This window comes from Deinococcus aestuarii (assembly GCF_018863415.1).
In the GTDB taxonomy this organism is placed as follows: domain Bacteria; phylum Deinococcota; class Deinococci; order Deinococcales; family Deinococcaceae; genus Deinococcus; species Deinococcus aestuarii.
Map to the genome: position 1 here is coordinate 290846 of NZ_JAHKSN010000002.1, position 25264 is coordinate 316109.

29 protein-coding genes are annotated in these 25264 nt (G+C 71.2%); 7 read left to right on the forward strand and 22 right to left on the reverse strand.

The window, feature by feature from the left end:
• The 3 genes from IC605_RS04520 to lptB form a co-directional block, all read right to left on the reverse strand.
• Positions 1 to 1194, reverse strand: a complete 1194-nt coding sequence (locus tag IC605_RS04520) for an ABC transporter substrate-binding protein (RefSeq protein ID WP_216319586.1) — start codon at positions 1192 to 1194, stop codon at positions 1 to 3.
• A gap of 61 nt (positions 1195 to 1255) precedes the next feature.
• Entirely contained in the window at positions 1256 to 3007 is a 1752-nt protein-coding gene (locus tag IC605_RS04525) for a DUF3084 domain-containing protein (RefSeq protein ID WP_216319589.1), read from the reverse strand.
• A gap of 14 nt (positions 3008 to 3021) precedes the next feature.
• The gene (lptB, locus tag IC605_RS04530) at positions 3022 to 3750 is read right to left on the reverse strand and encodes an LPS export ABC transporter ATP-binding protein (protein ID WP_216320296.1); all 729 of its coding nucleotides are present in this window, start codon (positions 3748 to 3750) and stop codon (positions 3022 to 3024) included.
• 141 nt (positions 3751 to 3891) lie between these two features.
• Between lptB and IC605_RS04535 the strand changes: the two genes are divergently transcribed.
• The 3 genes from IC605_RS04535 (at position 3892) to hisD (ending at position 7239) form a co-directional block, all read left to right on the forward strand.
• Positions 3892 to 5070: a phosphopentomutase gene (locus tag IC605_RS04535; RefSeq protein ID WP_216319594.1), complete on the forward strand. Its 1179-nt coding sequence runs from the start codon at positions 3892 to 3894 to the stop codon at positions 5068 to 5070.
• Between the two features lie 92 nt (positions 5071 to 5162).
• Positions 5163 to 5735 carry a DUF3108 domain-containing protein gene (locus IC605_RS04540; protein WP_216320299.1) on the forward strand — a complete coding sequence of 191 codons (573 nt, stop codon included), beginning with the start codon at positions 5163 to 5165 and terminating at the stop codon, positions 5733 to 5735.
• A gap of 91 nt (positions 5736 to 5826) precedes the next feature.
• The gene (gene hisD / locus IC605_RS04545; RefSeq protein ID WP_216319597.1) at positions 5827 to 7239 is read left to right on the forward strand and encodes a histidinol dehydrogenase; all 1413 of its coding nucleotides are present in this window, start codon (positions 5827 to 5829) and stop codon (positions 7237 to 7239) included.
• A 461-nt stretch (positions 7240 to 7700) separates the two neighbouring features.
• Here hisD and IC605_RS04550 read toward each other — a convergent pair whose 3' ends face one another.
• From IC605_RS04550 to IC605_RS04560, 3 genes are read right to left on the reverse strand one after another with little or no spacing between them, the layout of a single operon-like run.
• Positions 7701 to 8525 carry a cytochrome c oxidase assembly protein gene (locus IC605_RS04550; RefSeq protein ID WP_216319600.1) on the reverse strand — a complete coding sequence of 275 codons (825 nt, stop codon included), beginning with the start codon at positions 8523 to 8525 and terminating at the stop codon, positions 7701 to 7703.
• A complete protein-coding gene (locus IC605_RS04555) occupies positions 8522 to 9190 on the reverse strand; it encodes an SCO family protein (protein ID WP_216319602.1) in 669 nt (222 codons plus the stop codon). The genes IC605_RS04550 and IC605_RS04555 overlap by 4 nt, the downstream gene beginning before the upstream one ends.
• A 1-nt stretch (position 9191) precedes the next feature.
• Entirely contained in the window at positions 9192 to 9686 is a 495-nt protein-coding gene (locus IC605_RS04560) for a copper chaperone PCu(A)C (protein ID WP_216319604.1), read from the reverse strand.
• Positions 9687 to 9849: 163 nt separating this feature from the next.
• On the opposite strand from IC605_RS04560, the gene IC605_RS04565 reads away from it, so the two are divergent.
• Complete coding sequence (locus tag IC605_RS04565; protein WP_216319606.1) at positions 9850 to 10842, forward strand: substrate-binding domain-containing protein; 993 nt, start codon at positions 9850 to 9852, stop codon at positions 10840 to 10842.
• Positions 10843 to 10864: 22 nt separating this feature from the next.
• Here the strand turns inward: IC605_RS04565 and IC605_RS04570 are convergent, their stop codons facing one another.
• From IC605_RS04570 to IC605_RS04645, 16 genes are all read right to left on the reverse strand, one after another.
• Positions 10865 to 11938 (reverse strand): GGDEF domain-containing protein, encoded by a 1074-nt coding sequence (locus tag IC605_RS04570; RefSeq protein WP_246580380.1) that lies wholly within the window; start codon positions 11936 to 11938, stop codon positions 10865 to 10867.
• Between the two features lie 79 nt (positions 11939 to 12017).
• Entirely contained in the window at positions 12018 to 12629 is a 612-nt protein-coding gene (locus tag IC605_RS04575) for a thymidine kinase (RefSeq protein WP_216319608.1), read from the reverse strand.
• Between the two features lie 8 nt (positions 12630 to 12637).
• On the reverse strand, positions 12638 to 13018 hold the full coding sequence (locus IC605_RS04580) for a hypothetical protein (RefSeq protein ID WP_216319609.1): 381 nt from the start codon (positions 13016 to 13018) through the stop codon (positions 12638 to 12640).
• 81 nt (positions 13019 to 13099) lie between these two features.
• Complete coding sequence (gene rpmE, locus IC605_RS04585; RefSeq protein ID WP_216319610.1) at positions 13100 to 13318, reverse strand: 50S ribosomal protein L31; 219 nt, start codon at positions 13316 to 13318, stop codon at positions 13100 to 13102.
• Between the two features lie 71 nt (positions 13319 to 13389).
• Entirely contained in the window at positions 13390 to 14559 is a 1170-nt protein-coding gene (locus IC605_RS04590) for an amidohydrolase family protein (RefSeq protein WP_246580381.1), read from the reverse strand.
• A gap of 67 nt (positions 14560 to 14626) precedes the next feature.
• Positions 14627 to 15361, reverse strand: coding sequence for a sporulation protein (locus IC605_RS04595; protein WP_216319613.1), 735 nt, complete (start codon positions 15359 to 15361; stop codon positions 14627 to 14629).
• Between the two features lie 17 nt (positions 15362 to 15378).
• Positions 15379 to 16194: a polyphosphate--glucose phosphotransferase gene (gene ppgK, locus IC605_RS04600; RefSeq protein WP_216319615.1), complete on the reverse strand. Its 816-nt coding sequence runs from the start codon at positions 16192 to 16194 to the stop codon at positions 15379 to 15381.
• A 37-nt stretch (positions 16195 to 16231) separates the two neighbouring features.
• On the reverse strand, positions 16232 to 17068 hold the full coding sequence (locus tag IC605_RS04605; RefSeq protein WP_216319617.1) for a GNAT family N-acetyltransferase: 837 nt from the start codon (positions 17066 to 17068) through the stop codon (positions 16232 to 16234).
• Between the two features lie 103 nt (positions 17069 to 17171).
• Positions 17172 to 17531, reverse strand: a complete 360-nt coding sequence (gene rplT / locus IC605_RS04610; protein ID WP_216319618.1) for a 50S ribosomal protein L20 — start codon at positions 17529 to 17531, stop codon at positions 17172 to 17174.
• A gap of 3 nt (positions 17532 to 17534) precedes the next feature.
• Positions 17535 to 17738 carry a 50S ribosomal protein L35 gene (gene rpmI / locus IC605_RS04615; protein ID WP_102128131.1) on the reverse strand — a complete coding sequence of 68 codons (204 nt, stop codon included), beginning with the start codon at positions 17736 to 17738 and terminating at the stop codon, positions 17535 to 17537.
• Between the two features lie 155 nt (positions 17739 to 17893).
• Positions 17894 to 18085 (reverse strand): hypothetical protein, encoded by a 192-nt coding sequence (locus IC605_RS04620; RefSeq protein ID WP_216319620.1) that lies wholly within the window; start codon positions 18083 to 18085, stop codon positions 17894 to 17896.
• The gene (locus tag IC605_RS04625) at positions 18082 to 20010 is read right to left on the reverse strand and encodes an alpha-amylase family protein (protein ID WP_216319624.1); all 1929 of its coding nucleotides are present in this window, start codon (positions 20008 to 20010) and stop codon (positions 18082 to 18084) included. The genes IC605_RS04620 and IC605_RS04625 overlap by 4 nt, the downstream gene beginning before the upstream one ends.
• A 49-nt stretch (positions 20011 to 20059) precedes the next feature.
• Positions 20060 to 20527, reverse strand: a complete 468-nt coding sequence (gene ybiA, locus IC605_RS04630; protein WP_216319628.1) for a riboflavin biosynthesis intermediates N-glycosidase — start codon at positions 20525 to 20527, stop codon at positions 20060 to 20062.
• Positions 20528 to 20635: 108 nt separating this feature from the next.
• Positions 20636 to 20920 carry a DUF2171 domain-containing protein gene (locus tag IC605_RS04635; RefSeq protein WP_216319631.1) on the reverse strand — a complete coding sequence of 95 codons (285 nt, stop codon included), beginning with the start codon at positions 20918 to 20920 and terminating at the stop codon, positions 20636 to 20638.
• 58 nt (positions 20921 to 20978) lie between these two features.
• A complete protein-coding gene (locus IC605_RS04640) occupies positions 20979 to 21806 on the reverse strand; it encodes a nucleotidyltransferase domain-containing protein (RefSeq protein ID WP_216319633.1) in 828 nt (275 codons plus the stop codon).
• A 15-nt stretch (positions 21807 to 21821) separates the two neighbouring features.
• Complete coding sequence (locus tag IC605_RS04645; RefSeq protein WP_216319636.1) at positions 21822 to 22166, reverse strand: VOC family protein; 345 nt, start codon at positions 22164 to 22166, stop codon at positions 21822 to 21824.
• 82 nt (positions 22167 to 22248) lie between these two features.
• Here IC605_RS04645 and proS point away from each other — a divergent pair, with 82 nt between their 5' ends.
• The 3 genes from proS (at position 22249) to IC605_RS04660 (ending at position 25198) form a co-directional block, all read left to right on the forward strand.
• Positions 22249 to 23736: a proline--tRNA ligase gene (gene proS / locus IC605_RS04650; RefSeq protein ID WP_216320305.1), complete on the forward strand. Its 1488-nt coding sequence runs from the start codon at positions 22249 to 22251 to the stop codon at positions 23734 to 23736.
• A 100-nt stretch (positions 23737 to 23836) separates the two neighbouring features.
• A complete protein-coding gene (locus IC605_RS04655; protein WP_216319640.1) occupies positions 23837 to 24304 on the forward strand; it encodes a GNAT family N-acetyltransferase in 468 nt (155 codons plus the stop codon).
• A gap of 240 nt (positions 24305 to 24544) precedes the next feature.
• On the forward strand, positions 24545 to 25198 hold the full coding sequence (locus IC605_RS04660) for a DUF1345 domain-containing protein (protein WP_216319643.1): 654 nt from the start codon (positions 24545 to 24547) through the stop codon (positions 25196 to 25198).
• The last annotated feature ends 66 nt before the right edge of the window (positions 25199 to 25264 follow it).

Here is a 25264-nt window from a genome sequence, read left to right on the forward strand (position 1 = left end):
TTACCTCCCTTCGGCCCTGCGCTGCGCCTCGTCCAGCGCCGCCTTCGCGCTCAGCTTGCCGGTCGTGGCCTGTGAGATGGCGTCTTCGAGGGAAAAGGTCCACTGCTCGAAGGCGGGGGCGGTGGGACGCGGCTGGGCCCGGTCGAGCTGGGCGTGGGCGGCCCTGATCTGCGGGTTCTTCGCGTACCAGTCGTTGAGAAGGGGGGTGACGCTGCGGCGGGTGGGGGCGTAGGCGGTCGCCTTGACCCACTCGGCGAGGCGGGCGGGCTCCATCAGGAACTGCCAGAAGGCCAGCGCCCCGGCCTGCTCCTGCGGAGAGGCCCCCTGCGGCACGACGAGGTGGGCGCCGCCGAGGGGAAGCGTGCAGCCGCCCGCCCCACCACAGGGAAAGGGCGCGATGCCGAGCTGGAAGAAGGGCAGCTTGCGCGCGTCGGTCCAGTTGGCGACGCTGGCGAGGACGAAGACGTTTTGCCCGCGCGCGAAGTCAAAGGCGCCGCGGGTCGCTTCCGAGAGCCGCCGGGGCTGGGCGAGCCCGGCCGCGCTCATGCGGGCGAGCTGGGTGAGGGCCTCGACCGCCTCCGGGCCGTTGAGGTTGGGCCGACCATTCACGACGAGCGAGCCGCCCCGCGAGGTCACGTTCGCCTCGAAGGTCCAGGCATCGGCGGCGGCGACGAGAGGACGCCGGCCCCGGGTGGCGAGCTGTCGGCTCACGGCCTCGACCTCCGCCCACGTCCCGGGGACCGCCGCCCCCGACCGGCGCAGCGAGCCCGCGTTGTACATCAGGACGGGCACGCTGACGTTCCAGGGCAGGCCGAAGCGCTTGCCGCCGACCTCGCCCGCGCGCCAGACCGGGGCGTAGAGGTCGCGGGTCAGGTCCCCCGGCAGGGCGCCCGTCAGCCGGGAGAGGTCGGTGAGCCGCCCGTCTGCCGCCAGCCGCGCGAAGCGGGTGAACTCGACCTGCGCGAGGGGCGGGGCCTTCCCGGCTCCCAGCGCGGCTTGGAGCTTGTCGTTGAGTTCGCGGTAGTTGCCGCCCGCCACGGGCACGATCTCAAAAGCGGACTGCGAGCGGTTGAAGGCCTGGGTGGAGGCGGTGACGGCCCCCTGGTCCATCGCGTGCCAGAACTCGATGCGCAGGGGAGCGGCCTGCGCGGACGCGGCCAGGAGAAGAGAGAGGGGCAGGGAGAGGCGGCGCATAGGACGGAGGATAGCGGGCGCGTCTTGCCTTAGCCTGACCCGGCCCTCTCTGACGTCAGGGTTAGGGCAACACCGGGTAGAGGTCCACCTGGCTGCCGGGCCGCACGTCCTCGCGGGCGGCGATGCCCACCGAGACGCTGGGCCCGCTGCGGCCCCCCAGGCGGGTAAGGAGGTCGACGAACTCGTTCACGTCGAGGCCCCCGTTGGCGATGTACTCGCTGGGCACGCCCCGGGTGGTGAGGTCGGACACCGTGTCCTGCACGAGGCCCTGAATCTGGGCCTGGACGCGGCGGGGGTCAGCCCCCAGGGCCACGTCCATCCGGCGGATGAGCTGGCCGCCCCGGTAGAGGGTGCTGTTGGGCCGGGCCTCGCAGGCGAGGTCGACCGGGAAGCCCACCGCCGTGTTGCTCGCCGCGCGGCACTGCACGAAGGTGCTGGCGTTCAGGCCGCGCAGCCTCGCCTCCAGGGCGGCGCGGGTGGGGGCGGAGAGACGGGCGGCGGGCGTGCCCCGTGCTCCCCGCGAGGTGGCGGCGGCGGCGGCGCTCACCAGGAACGTGTCGAGGTTGCGGACACCCGGCACCACACCCGCGTACACGAGGTCGTTCTTGGGAAAGGCGAGGTCGGCGTTGCGGCTGGCGCTGAGTTCGGTGCGGGCGCTGGAGTATTCGTCTTGCAACTTGCCCAGGCTCGCGCGGGTGCTCGCCAGGTCGCGGGCCAGCGTCTCGTTCGCCGCGCGCAGGTCCGATTGCTGGGCCCGCAGCGAGGCGAGGTCGGCGCGCACCCGGTCACGCTCGCGCAGGGCGGCGTCACGCTCCAGGGCCGCGGCCCCGCGGCCCTGCACCGCCGCGTCGCGGGCGCGGGCGGCGTTGTCGCGCTCGGTCCTCAACCGCTCGCGGGCGGCGAGCAGGCCGGTGCGCTCGGCGGCCAGCCGGTCGCGCTCCTCCTGGGCGGCCACGCGCTGCGCCTCCGCCTGGGCGCTGGCGGCCACGGCGGCGTCGCGGGCCTGCCGGGCGGCGTCCCGCTCCCCGGCAAGCCTGTTGCGCTGGGTCTCGACCCTCTGGCGTGAGGCCTCCAGGTCGGCGACCTGCCGGTCCAGCACCGCCACCCGTTCCTGGGCCGTCTGCGCGCGGGTCTGGGCCTGGGTCGCCGCCGTCTCGGCCTGCGCGGCGCGGGCGTCGAGGTCGGCGACCTGCCTGCCCAGCGCTGCCACCCGCGCGCCCTGCGCCAGCGCCCGCTCCCGGCTCGACGCCAGGGCCGCCTCCGACGCGGCGAGGCGGGTGCGGCTTTCCTCGGCCCGCCGCTCCAGCGTCTCCCGCAGGGCGGTGAGTCCGGTCACGCGCGCTTGCAACCCCGCCGCCTGCGTCTGGGCCGTGCGCCGCTGGGTCTGCGCGGTCTGAAGCCGGGCCTGCGCCGCTTTCAGCTCGGCGGCGGCCTCCTCCAGGCTGGCCTGCGCCCGCGCCCGCTCCGAGCGCAGCCGCTCGGCCTCACGCTCGGCGGCGTCGCGCTCGCGCTGCACCGCCGAGAGGTCACCCTGCACGTCCTCCAGCTCCTCCCGCAGCGCGGTGACCTGGGGCCGGAGCTGGTCGGCCTGCGCGATGGTGTTCACCGCGTTGCGGTTCAGGAGCAAAAAGGCCGCGAGGCTCGCCGCGCTGATGCCCATGCCCGAGAGCACCGCCACCAGCAGCGCCGTGCTCTTGGGCCGCAGCCCGAACCAGCGCAGGTGCTTGCGGCCCACCTTCTTGGCGATGGTGTCGGCGGCGTAGGCGACCACCCCCGAGAGGATGACCACGAAGGGCAAGAAGAGCCACAGCACGTGCCCGCGCCCCCTTACAGCTCGAAGTCGTCGCCGAGGTAGTGGCGCCGGGCGTCCTCGTCCGCCGCGAACTGCGCCGGGGTGCCCTCGAACTTCACCTCGCCGTCGAACATCAGGTACACCCGGTCGGTCAGGGCGATGGTCTCGCGCACGTTGTGGTCGGTGATGAAGACCCCGATTCCCCGTCGGTCGCGCAGTTCCCGGATCAACCGCTGAATCTCGCGGATGCTCTTGGGGTCTACCCCCGTGAAGGGCTCGTCGAGGAGGAGGTAGTCGGGATCGGTGGTCAGCGCCCGCGCCAGTTCGAGCCGCCGCCGCTCGCCGCCCGAGAGCTGGTAGGCGTAGGAGTTGCTCAAATGCGTCAACCCGAACTCGGCGAGCAGCGAGTCTGCCCGGCCCTCCTGCTCGGCGCGGGAGAGGCGCTGGTATTCGAGGATGGCGAGGAGGTTATCCCGCGCGGTGAGCTTGCGAAAGGCGCTGGGCTCCTGCGGGAGGTAGCCCAGCCCCAGCCGCGCCCGCTCGTGCATGGGCAGCCGGGTCACGTCGCGGTCGCCGAGGGTGATGCGCCCGCCGCCGGGGCGGATGAAGCCCACGAGCATGTAGAAGGTCGTGGTCTTCCCCGCCCCGTTCGGCCCGAAGAGCGCCACGATCTCGCCGGGCCGCACCGTGAAGTCCACCCCGCGCACGACGGCCCGCCGACCATACGTCTTGCTGAGCCCCTGGGCGGTGAGTTCGGGTCTCATGGTCAGGGGTGTGACGGTGGGCAAGACGGCGGGGGCGGTCACCTTCCGAGGGTAGCATGGGCCCCCCGCGCCGCCCGTGACGGGTGCGACGAAGGGGGCGGGCGGGTCTCCTCCCCCCATTCGGGGGCCTACACTGGGGCCATGCTGCTGACGATCATCGTGCTCGACTCCGTGGGAGTCGGCGAGCTGCCCGACGCGGAGCGGTTCGGGGACGCGGGCGCGCACACCCTCAATCACACCCTCACGGCGGCCCCGGTGCCCCTGCCCAACCTCGCGCGGCTGGGGCTGGGCCGGGTGCCCACCGTGCAGACCGGACCGGAGACTATTCCGGAGGCTGAGGTCCACGGCGCCTTTGGGCGGATGCGCGAGGTCAGCCCCGGCAAGGACACCAGCACCGGCCACTGGGAGTTCATGGGCGTGCAGCTCCAGCACCCCTTCCGGGTCTTCCCGGACGGCTTCCCCCCCGCCGTGATGGACGCCTTCGACGCGGCGACCGGGCGCGGCCACCTGTGTAACCGGCCTTACAGCGGCACGGACGTGATCCGCGACTACGGGGAGGAGCATCTGCGCACGGGCTGGCCCATCGTGTACACCAGCGCCGACAGCGTGTTTCAGATCGCCGCGCACGAGGACGTGGTGCCGCTGGAGACGCTGTATGGGTGGTGTCAGGCGGCCCGCGACCTCCTCCAGGGCGAGGTCGCGGTCGCGCGGGTGATCGCCCGGCCTTTCCGTGGAGAGTTCCCCTTCGAGCGGGCGAACGAGCACCGCCGGGACTTCTCGCTGGAGCCGCCGCGCACCGTGCTCGACGCGCTGAGGGAGGCGGGACGGGAGGTCGTCGGCATCGGCAAGATTCCCGACATCTACGCGCACCGGGGCTTTTCCGAGAAGATTCACACCGACAACAACGCGGACGGGATCGCCAAAACGCTCGACCGGATGCGGCGGGCGGCGCGGGAGGGCACGGACGGGCTGATCTTCACCAACCTCGTGGACTTCGACGCCAAGTTCGGGCACCGCCGCGACCCGCAGGGGTACAGCGCGTGTCTGGCGGAGTTCGACGCGGCCCTCCCCGACCTGCTGGCGGCGGTGCCGGAGGGCGGGGCCCTGCTCATCCTCAGCGACCACGGGAACGACCCGACGTGGCACGGGACGGACCACACCCGCGAGTACGGGCTGCTGCTGGCCTACCGGCCGGGGATGACGGGGCCGGTGGACCTCGGCGAGCGGGCCACCTTCGCGGACGTGGGCGCGACCGCCGCCGGGGCGCTGGGCGCCGCGTGGGAGGGGCCGGGTGAGAGCTTCTGGAAGGCGCTGAGCTGACCCCACCGGGCGCCCCCGAGGCGTACCCCCCCGCCGAGACCGACGGCTCCACCTTCCGCGTCGGACCCGAGGCGTTCACCCTCACCCTCTCGCTGGGCGGGCGGTACGCGGGCGAGCAGAGCTGGGCCCTCCAGCCCGAGCGCAGCGCCCTCGTGGCGCGGGTGCAGACCGACTTCGCGGGGGTGTTGCCGGAGTTGCGCCGGGTGCAGACGAGCCGCCTCCACCCGAGACACCTCACCAGCCTGAGCTACGCGGAGGGCGACGGGCGGGGGGGCCGGGCCACCTTCGAGACCACCTTTGACCGCAAGACGGGCCTGATCACCCTGCGCCAGGGCAAGGAGGAGGCGACCGTGCCCCTGACGACCGAGTACCACGATCCCGTCTCGCTGCTGCTGTGGCTGCGCGGCCTGGGCGAGGAGGACCGGGCGACCACCCGGCTCACAGGGGGGCAGGTCCTCGTGCAGCGGCTGCCCGACGCGGAGGTGAACGATGTCCCCGCCCGGGCCTACTTCCTGCGCCCCGGCGGCGCCTACGTGTATGTCGAACGCGACTCCCCCCACCGCCTCCTGCGCCTGATCCAGCCCACCGACTTCGGCCCGGTCGAGGCGCTGCTGCAACCCGCCCGCAAGGGGCAACCGGAGCGGCGCCGTCGCCGGGCGTCTTGAGCCGTCAGCGATCAGCAGACCTGCCCTCGCTTCCGCCCTTCTTTCCCCTGATAGCTGATCGCTGAAAGCTGACAGCTTCCCCGGAGCCCCCATGCAAGTCCTGCAAGGTGACGCCGCCCGCGCGGCCCTGACCCGAAGTTTTTCCGACCTGCCCGTGCCCGAGAGCGTCCTCGACCGCAACGAGCAGCTCTACGGCGAACGCCTCTCCCCCACCCAGGTCGCCCAGCGCATCCTCGCCGACGTCCGGGAACGCGGTGACGACGCCCTGCGCGACTGGACCGAGAAGGTGGACGGCTTCCGCCCCGACGCGCTGGAGGTGACCCGCGAGGAGATCGGGGCGGCGACGGTCGAGCCCGACCTCCACGACGCCATCCGGCTCGCGGTAGAACGCGTCCGGTCCTTTTACGAAGGGCAGCCCGCCCACGGCTTCCTGGAACATGGACCGGACGGGGCGCTGGGCCAGCTCGTGCGCCCGCTCGGGCGGGTGGGGGTGTACGTGCCGGGCGGCCTCGCGCCCCTGGTCAGCTCCCTGATCCACACGGCGGTCCCGGCGCGGGTGGCGGGCGTTCCCGAGATCGTGGTGACCACGCCCCCCGCGCGGGACGGCACGGTCCACCCCGCCATCCTCGTCGCGGCGCGGGAGGTCGGGGTGAGCCGCGTCTTCCGGGTCGGCGGCGCGCAGGGGATCGCCGCGCTGGCCTACGGCACCGCCAGCGTCCCCGCCGTGGACAAGATCGCCGGGCCGGGCAACCTCTTCGTGGTGATCGCCAAGCGGCTGGTGTACGGGCAGACCGGCATCGAGAGCCTCCCCGGCCCGACCGAGACGCTGGTGGTCGCCGACGACAGCGCCGACCCCCGCTATGTGGCCGCCGACCTCCTCGCGCAGGCCGAGCACCTGGGGGCCGAGCCCGTCCTCGTCTCCACCAGCCGAGACCTCCTCGTGGAGGTGCAAAACCAACTGAACGGCCAGCTCGAAGCCCTGCCCGAACCCAACCGCACCTGGGCACGCGACAGTGTGCTGAGCCGCATGAAGATCGTTCTCGCCGCCGACCTCGACGAGGCGCTCGACCTCGCCAACCTGTACGCGCCGGAGCATCTGTGCCTGCTCACCCGCGATCCGTGGAGCCTGCTCGGGCGGGTGCGGCGGGCGGGCGGCGTCTTCCTCGGCGAGGCGAGCATGGAGGCGCTGGGCGATTACGTCGCCGGGCCCAGCCACGTCATGCCCACCGGGGGCACGGCCCGCTTCATGAGCCCCGTCAACGTCCGCGACTTCCAGACCATCATCAGCGTCGTCGGCGTCAACGAATCCACCCTGCGCCGCATCGGCCCCGCCGCCGCCGTCCTCGCCCGCGCCGAGGGGCTGGAGGCCCACGCCCGCGCCATCGAGAGCCGCCTGACCCCGGAGGTGCCCGACGCGCACCCGGAGGCCACCCTGGCGGTGCTGGAGGAAGAGGTGGAGTCGGGACGGGGGGTGAGGGAGACGGACCGGCTGGGGCCGCTGTAGAGAGGAGGGAATGGGAGAAGTTGGGCGGGGAGGGGCAAAAAAGGTGGTGAGCGGTGAAGGGGAGTGGAGGTGGTCACACGCCCCCTCACCCCGGCCCTCTGCTCCGCAGCTCTCCGAGTCACCCGCAGGGGGAGAGGGAGAAAAGACGCTGGAGCTTTCGTTCTGTCCAAAACGTCTATCCGGACGCCCCATGAGTGCTCATGACTGAACGCTCCTGGCCCACGGCCACGTCGGCTCGCACAGCGAGACGGTGGGCACGCAGATGGGACGCGACAAGATCAAACATTGCGTGCGGAAAGACCCGTCCACCCGCGCCGCCCGTGTGCCCTTGCTCAGCGCAGCGCCGCTCCCCCTGCCCCCTTTGGGGGTAGGGGGCTGGGGGGTGGGGGTAAACCATGGCAAGTTGCCCCGCCCCCCAACACCAACCCCGCCTTCCACCCTTGAAGGCCGGGCCTACCCCTTCACCCTTTCGCCGCGGGAGGACGAGCGTCCCCGTCCGTCAACTCGATCAGCCACGCCATCAGTTGGATGAAGGCCAGCCCCAGCGCGGGCACCCCCGCCACCATCATGATCCACCCGCTGATCTGCTGGTTTTCCAGCGGCGTCAGGTTCCACAGACACAGCGCCCCGACGTAAGGCGTGTACAGCACCTGCCGCGAGTACAGCCACACCGCCGCCACCGCCATCATCGGCAGCGCGGCGAGCAGCCCGAACCATCCCCGAGAGCCGATCCCCGCAGGCTGCACGCTCGGCAGCGGCCGCAGCACGACCCCCCACACGAGCAGGCTGCTCAGCAGGTAGAGGCTGGGCAGCAGCGCCCCGGCGGTATTCGTGACGACGCTGGCATTGAACCCCGCCGGAATATTCCAGAAGATGATGACGGCGGACCACACCGCGAGCGCCACCCACGGGTCGAGCAGCACGCCGAGCATCCGCCCAAGGGGACGGCGGGGGTCGATCTGGACACCGCGCGGCAGGCCCAGGATCAGCAGCGGCGGCACGACCTCCGCGAGGACCATCAGCCGCCCCATGTACAGCGCCATGCTGTTCAGCGTGAGGTTCGTCGCGGCGGACTGGGTGGCGAGGATCAGGAGAGCCACGCCGAGGCCGAACAGCACGGCCTTCCAGGCGGGCCAGCGGGCGCGGCCCTCGGGGGTGCGCCGGGACTGGGCGAAGCGCCACCCGTACCACCCCGCCGCCGCGAGGACCGGCAGCCACACCAGGGGATCGAACCGCAGGGCGAGCAGGCTGCCCAGGCCGGGGCTCAGATCGGTGGGAATGCTCACGAGGCGGGGTTCTCCATGACGTACTCGATGTCACGCACCACCCGGTCCACCTGCGGAAGCTGGGTGTAGTCCCACAGCACACGCAGCTTGCCCGAGGCGTCGATCAGGTACGTGCCCGTCGTGTGGTTGATCTGGTAGTCCTGCGGGCCCTTCACGTCGGCCTGCTGGTAGGCGACCCCGTAGGCGCGGGCGACCCCGGACAGGGCGGGCTCGGGCACCCGCACGCCCGTCGCCTTGCCGAAGAACTCGACGTATTCCTTGAGGCGGGCGGGCGTGTCGCGCGCCGGATCGACGCTGACGAGCACGATGTCGAAGCGCTCACGCTCGGCGGCGGGCAGGGCCTGACGCGCCTTGTCGAGGTAGGCGAGGCTGAGGGGGCAGATGTTCGGGCAGTGGGTGAAGCCGAAAAAGAGGGCGGTGGTGCGCCCGCTCCCGCCCGGCCGGAAGGTCCAGGCCCGGCCGTTCTGGTCGGTGCCGGAGAAATCCTGAGCGGCGGTCGGGCTGCCCACGGCGGTGCCGTAGAAGGGGAAGGGGCTCCTGAGCCGGGCATACCCCCAGGCCGCCCCCAGCACCAGCGCGACGGCGCACACGGCGAGGAGGGCCGACACGTACCAGGGCCGCGCGGCGGGCGGGGAGCCGGTGGAGGGCAGGGAGGTCTCGGTCATGTCAGGGTTTGCGGACCACGGCGTCCACGTTCAGGCTGCGCCCCGGCCCCGCGCCGAGGGTCAGGCGCACGGTCTCGCCGACCTTGAGGGGCCGGGTCAGGTCCATCAGCATGAGGTGGTCGCCGGTCGGGGAGAGCGTCAGGGTGCCGCGTGCGGGAACGGTCAGGGTCTTCACGGCGGTCATGCCCGTGCGGCCCCGGGCGTCCCGCTGCGTCTTCATCAGCATGGTGTGTCCAGCAAGGGGGCTGCGGGCGCCCGTCAGGGTGACGGGGGTATTCCCCGCGTTGCGCAGGGTCATGAACACGCTCGTCTCGGTGGCGCCGGGGGGCACGGCGACCACGGTCGCTTCCTGCGCCGTCAGGGGCAGGGCAGCAGCCTGGGCCGGGGCGCCCGGCCGGGTCTGCCCGGTCAGGTGGTGCCCGGCCTGCTGTCCGGCGGCGGGAATCACGACGGCGGCGAGCGCGAGGGCCACGAAGAGGGGGGTGGGGGTGGACATGGGAAAGGGGGAGCCTCCTTGAGAGCGGTCCGGGCTCGGTGCCCCCAGTCTAGGCGCGGGGCGGGGCCGCTTTGTCCCCCGCCCGCCCTCTCTGTTGTGGCCTATTCCATTGTGGAACAGGTTCCACGCGCGGCCTTCTTCGGGGTATGGTGGGGGCACGGTGATGCGCAAGCCCACGATTCAGGATGTCGCCAAGCGGGCGGGCGTGGGGGTCGGCACCGTTTCGCGGGTGCTCAACAGCCACGCCGCCGTCAAGGGCGCGACCCGCGAGACGGTCCTGCGGGCCATTCATGACCTCGACTACACGCCCAACCCGCACGCCCGGCGCATCGCGGGCGGCAAGAGCTACACCATCAGCGTCTTGCTGCCCGTCGTGACGACCGAATTCTACGTCCGGCTGCTCGACGGGCTGGAGACGGCCTTTCAGGAGGCCCGCTACGACGTGGCGATCTTCCCGCTGCTCGACCGCTCGCGGCTGGAGCGGTACCTGGGCTCGCACACCCTCGCCTATCAGGCCGACGGACTGGTGATGGCGACCTACAACCTCTCGGGGCTCTTTCAGGAACGGCGGCTGCGCCCCCAGCAGCCCACGGTGCTCGTGGACGCCCACGCCGAGGGGGTGGACTGCGCTTACCTCGACAACGTGACGGGCGGGCGGATGGCGGGCGAGTACGCCGCCACCCTGCCGGGCGAGCTGTACGCGGTCTGGGTCGAGACCGAACTCGACCAGCTCTTCACCACCCGCGTCTTCGAGGAACGCCGCGCCGGGTTTCACGAGGCGCTCACGGCGGCGGGGCGCCGGGCCGCGGGCGAGTTCACCTCCAGCTTCGATCCCCTCGCCGCGCGCAACGTGGCGTGCGCCCTGCTCGACGGGGCCGAGTTTCCCTGCACGGTCTTCGCCTCCGCCGACCTCCTCGCGGGGGCCCTGCTCGACGAGGCGCAGGTGCGCGGCCTGGGGGTGGGCCGCGACCTGCGCGTCATCGGCTTCGACGACCAGCCGTGGGCGGCGGCGCGGGGCCTGACCACCCTGCACCAGCCCGTCGAGGGAATGGGCTATGAGGCCGCGCAGCTCCTGCTGGGGCGCCTCGGCGGCTTCCGGGGACCACCCCGCGCCCGCCGCTTCGAGCCCCGGCTGATCGTGCGCGAGACGGCGTAGACCGGCAACACCGCCCGGCTCCTCAGCCGCGCACCCGGTGGGTCTCGTCCAGCCTCACGTCGTTGCGGCCCTGGCGTTTGGCGGCGTACATGGCGGCGTCGGCGCGGGCGACCACATCGTCAGGGTGCTCGCCGGGCCGGGTGGTGGCGACCCCGAAACAGGCGGTGACACCCGAGACCTCGCCGTGCCGCAGGTCGCGCAGGTGCCCGCGCAGGGTGTCGAGGAGCGGGCGCACGTCGGGTCCCTCCAGGGGCGGCAGGATCAGCAAGAACTCCTCGCCGCCCCAGCGCGCGGCCAGACCGCCGGGGGGCAAGACGGTGCGCGCCGCCCCCGCCACGCCGCGCAGCACCCGGTCGCCCGCCCCGTGGCCGTGCTCGTCGTTGAGGCGCTTGAAGTGGTCGAGGTCGAACATCGCCACGGTGAAGGGCTCGCCCTCCCCGGCGAGGGCCGCGAGCCTCTCCTCGGCGGCGCGGCGGTTGGCGAGCCCCGTCAGGGCGTCTTTGTAGGCGGCCTCGCGCGCGGCGAGCAGGTGCATCCGCTGCACCCCGAAGGTCCCCTGCACCACGATGATGACGGCCCCGGAGAGCAGGAACTGGAGCACCGCCCCGGTGAGCCGCAGGTCACCGCCCCCCACCCCCCGCCCGAGGTGATACAGGCACAGCGCCAGCGCGACCGCGTAGGTCCCCCCCGCCCACCCCAGGGCCTGCCGGGGCGGGGCGATCAGGAAGGGGGCGGCGTACAGCAGCGCGAACCAGTACGTGCTCTCGCTGAGCATGTGCACCTGCGGCGCGAAGGTCCGGAACTGCTGCTCCAGCGCGAGCAGGAAATACACCGTGGTCGCCGCGTACGTCACCGTCACCGCCGTGCGGACCCTCACCCGGCGGGCCGCCACCGCCGCCTGGAGGACGAGCAGGGTCAGCGCCAGCAGGGGCAGCGCCACCCGGTCGAGCGGATCGAAGGCCGGGCGCTGGATCCACAGCGCCACCCCGCACGCCACGGTCCCCAGCCACGCCAGCCGCAGGAACATCCGCCGCTGCGAGTCCTGCCAGGGCTCGTCGTCGCGGGGGTGGAGTGCGCGGTGGGCGGTGGGCTTCATCGGACACACTCCGGGGAGGGCGTTTAGGTTCTCATCCTACCCTACCCCGGCTCCGGAAAGCGGGCGGGGCGCACGGCCCTCAGCGCACGACGTGGTGGTGAACGCGGCAGCGGGCCTCGTAGCTCTCCTGCGCCCCCACGAGCACGACCGGATCGTCGTAGCGGGCGGGCTCGCCGCCGATCAGCCGCTGTGAGCGGGTGGCGGGCGCCCCGCAGACCGTGCAGATCGCCGTGAGCTTCTCGACGCTCTCCGCCCGCGCGAGCAGGTCGGGGATGCACCCGAAGGGTTCGGCGCGGAAGTCGAGGTCCAGCCCCGCCAGGATCACCCGCACCCCCGCCTGGGCGAGTTCCAGCACCAGCGGCCCGAGGTCCGGCCCGAAAAACTGCGCCTCGTCGATGCCGACCACCTCGGGCAGGGTGTGGTCGGGTGCCGCGAGCAGCACCCCCTCCCCCGCGAGGTGCGCGCGGACGGCGCAGGCGTCCCGCACGGCGACGGCCTCGATGGAGCGGCCCGCGTGGCTGGCAACGTGCGCGGCGTGGTAGCGGCGGTCGAGGGCGGGCTTGAACACGGCCACCCGCTGCCGGGCGATCACGGCGCGGGTCAGGCGGCGGATGAGTTCCTCGCTCTTGCCGCTGAACATCGGCCCGACGATCACCTCCAGGTGACCGCCGTGATAGGGGGACTTGAGCACGCGCCGGATTATAGAAGCCAGGGGGCGGCAGCACGTTCGCTCGGGTTCGCCTCCGTTCGGCTTCCGCTGACCCGGAAACGCCCGTTCACGAATTCCAGCTCGAACGTCGAGCCCGCAGCAGCAGGTTGCCAGCCGAGTTCAAGGGCCCGCCGAATGGCCTGCTCAGCGAAGACGGGGGTGATCCGGGCCGGGTCGTTGGGGCGAAGTTCGTTTCCCACATGGAGCCACGGGTCCTGCCATTCCGGCAGGGCGACCACCAGACGCTGCCCTCCGCCCGACTCCTGCACGACCGTCAGGAATCCGGTGTTCTTGCTGGTAAACCTCCAGCGGTAGGGCTGGTCTGCGACAACGATGGACCGAAAGTTACGACGCTTCTTTGTCAGGGCCACGAGGGATGGTATCGCGCCTCCTCGCTCCGCAAAACGAAAACCGCCCCACCAACGCGGGCGGGGCGGCGAAGCCTGACGGCCTTACTTCTTCTTGGTGCGGTACGAGTCGCCGAAGCGCTTGTTGAACTTGTCGACGCGGCCCTCGGTGTCCACGAAGCGCTCCTCGCCGGTCCAGAAGGGATGCACGCCGCTCCACACGTCCACGTGGATCTCGGGGCGGGTCGAGAGGGTTTCCATGACGACCTTGCCCTGGTACATGATCTTGGTGGGCACGGCCTTGGGGTGGATGTCTTTCTTCATCTTGAGCCTCCTCCGGCACGTCTGGGGTGCGTGTCGGGCAACCTCGGGAGTATATCAGGGGGCCGGGAACTTTACCAGACGTACCGGGCATCCCACGCCTCGCCCCGGCGCAGGGTCGGCGTGGGCAGGCCCGTCACCCGGTGGCCTCCCTTCACGGCGGCCCGCACCAGCACCCTGGGGTCGAGGTCCGGATAGAGGCGGCGGGCGAAGGCGACCTCCCCCCGCACGTCGAGGCTCTCGCCGCTCGCCACGGAGTCGGTGCCCAGGGCGACCTCCACCCCCGCCGCCGCGAAGGCCGACCAGGGAAAGGTGCCGCACTCCAGGTGAGCGTTCGAGCGCGGGCAGGTGACGACCGGGCACCCGGCGCGGCCCACGCGGGCCATATCGTCCGGGGTCACGTTCACCATGTGGACGAGGGTGGGGCGCCCCGCCAGCACCCCCAGCTCGTCCAAGTAGCGCACCGGGGTGAGGTCGGGGGCCGGGTCGCGCCCGATGACCTCCGAGAAGGCGGCGGGGTAACGCAGGCGGCGCATGGCGTCCCACAGCGGCCCGGCGCCCGTGCGGAACAGCTCCGTTTCTGAGGGGTGCTCCGCGACGTGAATCTGCACCGGCAAGCCCTCGCCCGCCGCGTACTCGGTCAGGAGGCGCATCAGGCGGTGGCCCACCGTGAAGGGCGTGTGGGGCGAGAGACCGACGCGCAGCCCGCCGGGACGCTCCAGGCGGCGCCAGCCCTCGACGCGCTCGCGGGTCTGCCGGAAGGTCTCGTCCGCCGCCTCAGGGAAAGGCCCCAGCACCTCGAAGTACGCCACGCCGCGCAGGTCCTCGCGGGCGAGGAGGGCGGGCATGGCGTCCGGCGCCCACACGATGTCGCCCACCCCGCCGGTGCCCAGCCGCGCGAGGGTGTCGGCCCCGGCCTGGGTTCCCGCCAGCCCCCGTTTCGCACTCTGGGCGACGACGACCTCGGGAATCCAGCGGAAGTAGGGCAGGGCGCGAAAGTCGTAGGCGCTCATGTCGAGGTGGGTGTGGGCGTTCACGGGGGGCGGGGCGATGATGGCCCCGGCCCGCCGCTCCCGCGCGTGGGGGTAACTCGCGCGCAGGGTCTCCGGGTCCCCGGTCGCCGCGATCACCCCGTTCGCCACGACCACCCCGCCCGGCGACTGCCCGCCGCCAACGCCCGTGAAGAGCACGTCGCAGGTGAGGAGTTCGGGGAGGTGGAGACCGGACGGGTTGGAGGCAGTCATGCGGCCCATTCTGAGGGCGGGCCGGGAAGCTCGGCGTGCCCCTCTCCCCGGCCCGCCCCGACGGCCTTCAGCTCAGCCGCTGAATTCTGCCCTGCAACTCGCGCGCCACCGCGTCCGGTCCCTGATTGAGGAGGGAGGCGGGCGCATGCCAGCGCCCCCGCTGCCCGAACTCGGAGGTGAAGAGGCTGCTCAGGCCGGTGGCGCGGCGGTCCACCTCCAGAACCACGTCGAGGCCGCCCGAGGCCGGGAACATCATCATCTCCAGTTCGGTGAGGTGGTGTTGCCCGTGCGGGGGCCGGAAGCTGAGTTCCTGCACGACGCGCCCGTGGTGGTGCTCGACCTCGCTCGCGGCGAGCCGGAAGCCCAGGCGCTCCGCCGCCGTGATCAGCACCTCCATCTCGCGGCTGGGGAGGATCTGGAGGGGGTCGGTGTCGCCGGGGTCCACCGCCCCCGCGATGTCGGCGTCGGTCGCCAGCCAGACCGCCGTGCCCGGCAGGCTGAGCGGGGTACCGGACGGCACGGTGAGCGAGAAGGGAAACTCGCGCGTCTCGCCGGGTCGCAGGTCGAAACCGGGCGTCACCGGCTGGCTGAACAGCCCGTGGGTGACGTAGCCGTCGTCGTGCTTGTAGCGGGTGGCGAGGCCGAGGTTCACCCGCTCGACGCGCTGCGCCGCGGCCCCGCCCTGCACGAGGACCGTGCCCGTGAGCGCCTCGCCGACCCGGACCGCCGGGTTCTGCACCCGCGCGTCCACCCGCGCCCCGCCCACACCGACCGCCGCCATCATCTTTTTCAGGAAGCCCATACCTCTCCCCTTACGGTTCAGGCATCGGTGGGGTTTCCGGGCGTGAGGCCCTTGACCCTGCCCTCCACCGGAAGGGTGGGCTCCTTGACCTGCCGTCCCCCCGCGACCATCGCGGCGCCGACGATTCCGGCCTCGTTCTGGAGGGTGGCGGGCACGAACCTGCCCCGGGTGAGCTGGATGTGCTCGCCCCACTTGTCCACCTTCTTGCTGATGCCGCCCCCGATGATGAAGAGGTCGGGGGAGAACAGCGCCTCGACGTGCTGGAGGTAGGTGCTGGCGCGCTTGGCCCACTGCTTCCAGTTGAGATCGTCGCGCTCGCGGGCGCGGTCGGAGGCCCACGGCTCGGCCTCCCGGTCGCCTTTGAGCCACAGGTGCCCCAGCTCGGTGTTGGGCACCAGCACGCCATTGTAGATCAGGGCGCTGCCGATCCCGGTGCCGAAGGTCAGCACCATCACCAGGCCGCTCACGCCCGCCCCCGCCCCGAAACGCGCCTCGGCGAGCCCCGCCGCGTCCGCGTCGTTGATGAGGTGAACGTCGCGCCCGGTCGCCTCGGTAAAGAGGGCGTCGGCGTCGAGGCCGATCCAGGCCTTGTCCACATTGGCGGCACTCAGCGTGCGCCCGTTCTGGACGATGCCGGGAAAGGTGACGCCCACGGGTCCCTGATGCCCGAAGTGCCGCACGAGTTCGGCCACCACATCCCTCACCGCGTCGGGCTGAGCCCCCGGCGGGGTGGGGATGCGGTGGCGCTCGGCGAGCAGCCGCCCGGTGTCCGTGTCCACGGGTGCCCCCTTGATGCCGCTGCCGCCGATGTCGATGCCCAGGATCACGCTCATGGGGAATAGCGTAAGCGACGGAGGGTGCCTGGGGCCATCAGCCGGGCTGTGGAAGACGGGTCAAGAGCCAGACCTCGCGCCCCCTCGGGCGTTCCCGGAACCCTTCCCGGACGTACAGGCGGCACGCGGCGTGATTGTCCTCCCTCACCTGCAACGTGAGGCGCCTCGTCCCCGCAGGTTGACCCGCGAGGAGGGCGTGCAGGAGCCGGGCGCCCTCCCCCGTTCCGCGTGCACCGGGCCGCACGGCGAAGGTCACCACCTCCCGTTCCCCCTCTCCCCGGCCCTCCACGTGGGCGGCACCGACGACCCTCCCGTCCCGACGGGACAGGGTGAGGTCCCCTTGCGCGAACAGCGCCCGCAGTGTGTCCGGCGAAGAGGGCTTGAGGGCGGAGAGGACCTCGGCGGCGGCCTGGGCGTCTTCAGGGGCCAGCGGAGGGCGCGGGGGTTGACCCTGGCCCTCCACCTCACGTTCGAGGCGCAGGTATTCGTGCACCGCGACCACTTCGAGGACTCGGCCCAGCAATGTCCGCAGGGCGATGTTGTCCCGGGCCAGGTCGAAGCGCAGGCGTTCTCCGGGGACCAGGGGAACGGCGCTCACCAGCCCGCGCAGCAGGGCCTCCCACACGCCCTCCCGCAACGGCCCGGGCACCGCGTACAGTTCCGCGACCCGCACGCCGTTCCCCGCCGGAAAGAAGCGCAGCAAGCCCAACGGTTCGGCGTTCCCGCCCCAGGCCGTGAGCCACCCCGGCGGCACCGGATCGGGGAAGTAGTCCAGCTCGTCGGCCAGATCGAAGTCCGACCGCCCGAACGACGCGGCCAGCAGCGGCTCCAGCACGCGGAGGTCAGCGCGGGTCCAGGGACGCGCTCGGATCATGCCGCTCATCTTCGACCATCGAAGACTTCAGCGACTTCCATCAATTTCTGCCACAAAAAAACCGCCCCCACGGTGGGAGGCGGCCCCTCTGAAAACAGCTCGCTTACTGGCTCCGCGCACCCTTCGCGGCGTCCACGAGCGCGCGGAAGGCCTCGGGCTCGCGGGCGGCGATGTCGGCGAGGACCTTGCGGTTGAGGTCCACCCCGGCGCGCTTGAGGCCGCCCATGAAGGTGGAGTAGTTCATGCCGTGCAGGCGGGCACCGGCGTTGATGCGCTGAATCCACAGGCGGCGGAAGTCGCGCTTCTTGTTGCGGCGGTCGCGGTACTCGTAGGTCGCGGCGTTGAGCAGCGTCTGGAAGGCGTTGCGGTACTGCTTGGAGCGGCTGCCCCAGAAGCCCTTGGCGCGCTTGAGCACCTTCTTGTGGCGGCGGCGGCGGACGATCCCGGTCTTGACGCGTGGCATGGCTCACTTCCTCCCGACGACGAGCCCGAGCTTCATGCGGGCCCACTCGCTCTTGGCGAGCACGAAGCCTTTGCCCTTGCCGCGAATCTCGTCGCCGCTCTTGCCGGTGTTCTGGTGGCGCTTGCCACTCTTGAACGCCATGACCTTGCCGGTGGCCGTGACCTTCACCCGGCGGGTCATGCTCTTTTTGGTCTTCATCTTCGGCATTGCTTGCTCCTTAGCCCGGTCCCACTCCGTCAGGAGGGTTCCGTCTGGGGGCTGGGGCCGTCTCTCGCCGGAGACCGTTGGCCGCCCCGTCCCACTTAGGCCAAGGGGAAACTATACGCGAAGGGGGCGGGAGGGGGCAAGGGTGACGTGGCCCCTTACCCCGGCGGCTTCGGCCCCTGCCCGCTCTTGCGAATCGCCGCCAGCAGCCGCGTCACGGCCTGCGCGACGTTCGCCGCCTCGCGCCGGACCTCGGGGTCGCGGCTGAGCTGGGTCAGGCGTTCGGCGGCGTTGCGGGCGGCGCCCAGCAGGGTCTCGACCGGGATACGGGCGCGGCGGGGACGGGTCATCCCGGGAACTCCCGGCTCACCAGCCACAGTGCCCGGTAGGGTTCCAGATGCACCGGGTAATGCCCGAAGGTGAAGGCACTCCCGCCGAGCAGGTCGGTCGCGTGCTCACCGAGGTGGTCGCGCAGCACATAGGCGGGGAGATCCACCTCCCCCTCGCTGAAGTTGTAGACCTGCACCATCACGCCGAGCGGGTGGTCGCGCCGCAGCAGCAGCACCCGCCCGTCGGGGCTGGGCAGGGCGTGGCTCTCGATGCTGGCGTGGAGGTGCGGGGTCTCCTGCCGGACGCGGATCAGGTGACGCAGGCCCGCGTTGACCCGTCCGGCGGGCGAGTCGGGTTCCGTCGCCACCTTCTCGGCCAACTCCCAGTCCATCCTCGGGCGGTGGACCCAGCGGTTGTCGGGGGCGTGTTCGGGGACCTCGGTGAAGCCGTAGTCGTTGAGCCTCGCCAGCTCGTCGCCCATATACAGCAGGGGCACGCCGCCGAAGCCCAGGACAACCGCGTGGGCGAGAAGCAGGCGGCGCACGGCGTCGTCTACCCGGCCCCCGTCCCCGGCCTCCAGCGCCGCCTCCAGCCCGGCGAGGCTGGCCCCCGACCCGCTGATGCGGCGGTCCCCGGTCGCGGGGTTGAACTGGAAGACGAGGCCGCGCGCGAAGGAGCCCGGGAACTCGCCGCTGTAGAAGTCGCTGAGGAAGCGGCGGTGCGCCTCACCATTCAGGCCCGCGCGGGCGGCGTCCTCGTCGCTGATCGCCCAGCCAATGTCGTCGTGGCAGCGGACGTACATGCCCCAGGTCGTGTTCGTGGGCTTGGGGGGAAAGGCCCGCAGCGCCTCCTCGAAAAGCCGGGTGTTGCGGCTGGCGAAGGTGGACCAGATCTGCACCATCAGGCTGTTGTGGTAGGCCATGTCCGAGACCTTGCCGTGGTGTGACCGCGTGCCGAGGTAGTGGATCAGGTCGGCGGGCGCGACGATGGCCTCGGCCTTGAAGGCCACCCCGGGCGCCACGATCCGGGCGGCGGCGCGCAGGGCCCGGGTGAGGTGGTGGACCTCGGGCTGGTTCTGGCTCGTCGTGCCCAGCCGCTTCCAGATGAAGGCGATGGCGTCCAACCGGAAGACCTCGACCCCCCGGTTGGCGAGGTACAGGATCAGGTCGGCGAACTCCAGGAAGACATCCGGGTTGGCCCAGTTCAGGTCCCACTGGTAGGCGTTGAAGGTGGTCCAGACCCAGCCCCCCGCCGCGTCGTCGTAAGAGAAGTTGCCCGGCGCGAAGTCGGGGAAGACCTCGGGGAGGGTCCGCTCGTAGGCGTCGGGCCTCTCGCGGTCGGGGAAGATGTGGAAGTAGTCGCGGTACTTGGAGTCTCCCGCACGGGCTTTTTCCGCCCACTCGTGCTCGCGGGCCACGTGGTTGAGCACGAGGTCGAGGACGAGGCTGACGCCGCGCTCACGCAACCCCCGCGCCAGGGCCGAGAGGTCGTCCATCGTGCCCAGGTCGTCCCGCACCGCGCGGTAGTCCTGCACCGCGTAACCGCCGTCGTTCTCGCCCGCGCGGGGCTTGAGGAGGGGCATCAGGTGGAGGTACTTCACCCCGAGGCCCTGGAGGTAGTCGAGGTGTTCGCCCACGCCCCTCAGGGTCCCAGCGAAGCGGTCCGCATAGGTGACGTACCCGATCATGTCGGGGGACTGGAGCCAGTCGGGGCGCAGCAGCCGCGCTTCGTCGAGCCTGCGCAGGTCGGCGGGGCGGGCGTGGTAGGCGTGGAGCATGACCTCGGTCAGGCGGTCGAAGAGCGCGTCCGCCCGGTCCCCGTATACGGCGCGCAGGCTCCCTTGCAGGTCGTCTCCGTACCGCTCCAGGCGCAGGAGGAACGTATCGGCGTCACGGTCGTCGTCGAACGCGGTCCGCAGCCGCGCCCCCAGGTCTGACTTGAGCACCTGCCCAGGATAGCCGGAAGTGGGAACGGTTCCACCAGCGGGACCCCTTCTATCCCCGCACCTCCGACCGCACCTCCATCAGCGCGCGGCCCAGCAGGTTCTCGCCCCAGATGCGGCGGTGCGCCTCCGCCTCCCCTTCCGAAAAGCCGATCCCCCAGATGCGGTCGGTGGGTGAGGCTTCGACGAGGAGGGCGTCTCCCGTGTCGAGCAAGACGGCGCGCAGCCCATCGTTCTGCCCGAACTTCAGCCGAAGCATGTCGAGCGCCACGCCGTACCGCTTACGCGCCCACACGCCGTCGTCGTAGGGGGTGACGCGGCGGCCCAGCGCCTTGCATTCCGCCGGGGTGCGGGCGGCGAGGATGGCGGCAACCCGTTCCTCATCGCCGAAGAGCCGGGCCTTACGGGTCATCAGGTACTGCTCGGCCCAGCGGTAGGTCACGCCGTCCTCTGTAAAGACACTGAGATGGAAGTTCGAGAAGGGGTGGGCGGTGCGGTAGAAGTACACGGTGTCCGGCATGGGAGAAAGCCTTCCAGACCGGGCTGGGAAACACATCTGCCAAGCGGGGTAGGCCAACGGGAAGAGGGCGGCGAGGTCTCCCCCACCGCCCTCCCCGTATGGCTGGTGTTACTGCACCTGATCGCGGCTGACGTTGAGGTACACCGCCACGTCGTCCATGCTCTCGACCTGCGAGAGGGGCACGTAGTGGTGCTGGCCGTCGGGGCTGTCGGTGCGGGTCAGCTTGAGCTGGTCACCCTCCACATGGTCCACCGTGCCGACGTGCTCGCCGTTCATGTCCTTGACCTGCATGTGCTCACCCTGGGCCTCCAGCCGTTCGCGGAGGTTCTGGTCGATCCGGTCGTCGATCTGGTTGGCGACGCTCTGGTCGTTTTGCCCGTCGTTCTGAGTCATGCGCGTAGCCTACGGGGCCCCTGCGGCGAATCAGATGACAGTCAGGTAGGGGGGACGGTCACCCAACGTTGGGGGAATCTCCATGTACCCCCGGCCGACCCCAGCCCACCTCGGCGGCCAGATTCCGCACGGCCTCCACGTCCAGCGCCGCGAGCGCCAGGTTGACCCGAGCTGCGAAGTTATGTGGAGCCCCCGGCAATGCCCCCGCCAGCGCGACCGCCCCCTTCTCGTTCAGAATCCAGGCCCGCTCCCGCGCGCAGAGGGTCTGCACCAGCGCCATGACGGCCTGGTACATGCGCCCCTGCGCGTCATGCACGTCGCCGCGTTTCAGGCCCCCCACCGCGCCGTCCAGCCAGAAGCCGGGTTGCCAGCCGTAGTGCCCTTCGAGGGCTTGAGCGAGGGGCGCCGGGTAGCCTCCGAGCCGTACCTTCAGCCGCTCCAACTTGCCTTCCGGGTCGTGGAGGAGGACTCCCGTCGCCAGTTCCGCCGCGTAGTGGTGCCCGTGGATGCCGTGGGGGTGCCCTGGTTGCGCGTGCAGGCTGACCCGTCCGGCCAGCGCGCCCTTCACACTTTGTTCGACCCGCCCGAGTTCCCGGTAGATGAAGTCCACCCGCTGCCCCCCCACCGTCAGCCACGCGCCGCCGTCCACCCACGGGCCCCAGCCGCCGGGCGGGGTGGCTGAGGCCGTGCCCGAGTCGTCCAGATCACGGCACAGGGCGCCCAGCGCGGTCAGGTCGAAGGGGGACGCGGCGTCGTAGGCGAGGCCCAGGTCGAGGTCGGGGCGGGCGTTGCCGCGGGCGTGCGAGCCGCCGAGGGAGACGGCGACCACGCCGGGAACCTGCGCGACCTGGGCGGCGATGGTGCGGGCGAGGTCGGGAACGGTCACGCCCTCATTCTCGCCTCAATCCTTCTGCACCACGCAAAAGCGGTTGCCGTCGGGGTCGGCCAGCACCACGTAGTCGGCCTCCGGCTCGTAGCGCCAGTCCACGCGGGTTGCCCCCAGCGCCAGTAAGCGCTCGACCTCCGCCGCCTGATCCTCGGCATAGAGGTCGAGGTGGTGGCGCCGCGCCTTCTCGGAATCCACGAGGTCGAGGGCCAGTTGAACGCCCGGTCCCTCCCGGGGCACCAGAACGGCCCAGTCCTCGTCGGGTTCGTTGCGGAGGCGGTAGTCCAGCGCCCGCGTCCAGAACAGGATGGCCCTGGGCACGTCGCGCACGCCCCAGACGATGGAGCCGATTCTGAGCATGGGCGCAGCTTAACAGCCCCGCCATTCGGCCTGCCGTGTGGGCCAGGCGGCGGATTCAGCCCGCCTCCCCCGCCCCGCTATGATGGCCGTTATGACGAAGGCGGGCGACAAGAAGGCGCAGCAGTACGGGGTGACGCCCCAGAGCGTGGATTTCAACGACTGGTACAACGAGGTGGTCAAGAAGGCCGACCTCGCCGACAACAGCCCCGTGGCGGGCACGATGGTCGTGCGGCCCTACGGCTCGGCCCTGTGGGAGAACATCGAGCGCTGGCTGGACGCGCGCTTCAAGGCGACCGGGCACGAGTCGCTGCTCTTCCCCACCCTGATCCCCATGAACTTCCTGACGAAGGAGGCCGAACACGTCGAGGGCTTCGCGCCCGAACTCTTCACGGTGACGAAGATCGGCACGGAGGAACTCGCCGAGCCCTACGTGATGCGCCCCACCTCCGAGACGATCATCGGCCACATGTGGAGCGGGTGGCTCAACTCCTACCGCGACCTCCCCTTCCTGCACTACCAGTGGGGCAGCGTCTTCCGCGCCGAGCTGCGGACGAAGGCGTTCCTGCGGACGAGCGAGTTCTACTGGCACGAGGGGCACACGGCGCACGCGAGCGAGGAGGAGGCCCGCGCCGAGGTCCGCCAGCAGCTCGACCTCTACCACGAGTTCTGCCGCGACGTGCTCGCCCTGCCCGTCGTGCGGGGCGAGAAGACGGCCTCCGAACGCTTCGCCGGGGCGGTCGCCACCTACTCCATCGAGGGGATGATGCGCGACGGCAAGGCGCTCCAGAGCGGCACCTCGCATTACCTGGGGCAGAACTTCAGCAAAGCCTTCGACGTGAAGTTCCAGACGCGCGAGCAGCGGGAGGAGTACGCCTACACGACGAGCTGGGCGATCTCCAGCCGCATCATCGGCGCGATCATCATGACGCACGGGGACGACCAGGGATTGATCATGCCCCCGGGCATCGCGCCCATTCAGGTCGTCGTGATTCCCGTGGGCCGCAAGGACAACTTCGACGAGATGGTGGCGGAGGGGGAAAAGCTGGCGGCCGAACTCCGCGCCCAGGGCCTCTCCGTGAAAGTCGATAAGCGCGACGGCGTGACGAACGGCTTCAAGTACAACGACTGGGAACTCAAGGGCGTGCCCGTCCGGGTCGAACTCGGCCCCCGCGATCTGGAGCAGGGCGTCGTGGTCGTCAAGAACCGCAACGCCGAGGAGAAGGAGACCCTGCGCCGCGACGAGGCCGTCAGCGGGATGCGCTCGCGCCTGGACGGCATTCAGGCCTGGCTCCTGAAGCGGGCGACCGACTTCATGCTCGAAAACACCGTCAAGGTGGACACCTACGAGGAATTCAGGGCCGCCATCGAGGCCGGGAAGTGGGTACTGGCCTTCCACTGCGGCGACGCTGAGAGCGAGCGGCAGATCAAGGAGGACACCAAGGCGACCATCCGCAACATCCCTCTCGACGATGCGGAATTCTTCGCCGAGCGGGAAGAGGGCGGGGTGTGCGTGCATACCGGACGGCCCGCCGCGTACGGCAAGCGGGTGATCTTCGGGCGGCAGTACTGAGGGAGCGGTCAGCCATCAGCTTTCAGCAGTCAGCAGGAGGGCCGTCCAATCCGCCGGATGGCTCTTTTGCTGTTGTCGGAGGAAAACCTAGGCTGGCCGCATGAGCACCGTCCGCCCCTTCACCTCCGCCGACCGTGACGCCTGCCTCGTCCTCTTCGACTCAAACGTGCCCGGGTTCTTTGTGCCGCAGGAGCGGGCGGAGTTCGAGGAGTGGCTGGGTCAGCCCTTCGATTCCGGCGAGTACGGCGAATATTTCGTGCTGGAGGACGGGGGAAGGGTCGTGGCGTGCGGCGGCGTGTGGCTCGACCCGCAGCATCCGGAGCGTCCGGCGGGCTTCAGTTGGGGCATGGTCGCGCGGGACGCCCACCGTCGGGGCTACGGGTCGGCGCTGTTGCACTTCCGGCTGGGGCGCCTGCGGGAACTGGGGGCGCGGGAGGTTCATCTGGACACCAGCCAGCACACCGCGCCCTTTTACGCCCGCTTCGGCTTCCGGGAGGTGCGGCGCGTGCCGGACAGCTATGGCCCGGGCCTGGACCGGGTGGACCTGGTGGCGGAACTGGGCGGGTAGTCGGACGCGTGAGGGCCAAGTCCCCCGCAGAAGTGGCCGCCCAGGACGGCACCGACCACAACCTGCACGGCCGTCCGGCGCTGCCACGTCTGACCGAAGGGGAGCGGGGCCGCGTCCGGGAGGCCCTGCGGCGGGCGCTGGTTTCCCGGTTCCGGGCGGGGACCCAAGCGGGTGACCCTGATCGGCGCCGGGCGGGAGGGACGGCCTGGGATAAGCACGGGCACGCTCTATCCTGGCCCGGTGACTGCTTCCCGCCCCCTGCCTCCGCCTGCGGTCACCCGGTTCCTGGTCGGAGCGGTGCTGGGCGTGGCGGTGGCCGCGCTGCTTCCCGACCGCTGGCCCCTGATCGTGCGCGTTCTGCTGGGTTGGAACACGCTCTGCCTGGCCGTGCTGATCCAGATTTGGCCGAGGCTGCTGCGCTCCACCCCGGAACGGACCCGGGAACTCGCCACCCGGGAGGACGACACGCGGGCACTCGCGTTACTGCTGACCGTCATGTCGGCCCTCGTCAGCCTGCTCGGCGTGGGGTTCGCGCTGGCCCTCGCCCGGCAGCGGCCCGGGTGGGCGCTCGGCCTGACGGCGCTGGCGGTCGTGACCACGGTGCTGTCGTGGCTGCTGCTGCACACCGAGTACACCCTGCACTACGCCCGGCGCTACTACCAAGACGGCGGCGGCATCCTGTTTCTGGAGGGCGACGGCACCGCCGCCGACCCCGACTACCGCGACTTCCTGTATCTGGGTTTGACCATCGGCATGACCTATCAGGTCAGCGACACGAACGTCAACTCCCGCCCGATGCGCCGACTGCTCCTCCAGCACGCCGTCCTCTCCTATGTGTTCGGGACGGTCGTGATCGCGCTGACGGTGGGCGGAGTGGCGAATCTGTTGGGGTGACCTTCAGCGTGCGTGACTGGGCGTCGTGCCTGGAGTGCGGGGCGCTGGCCTCCGTCACCGTGCCTA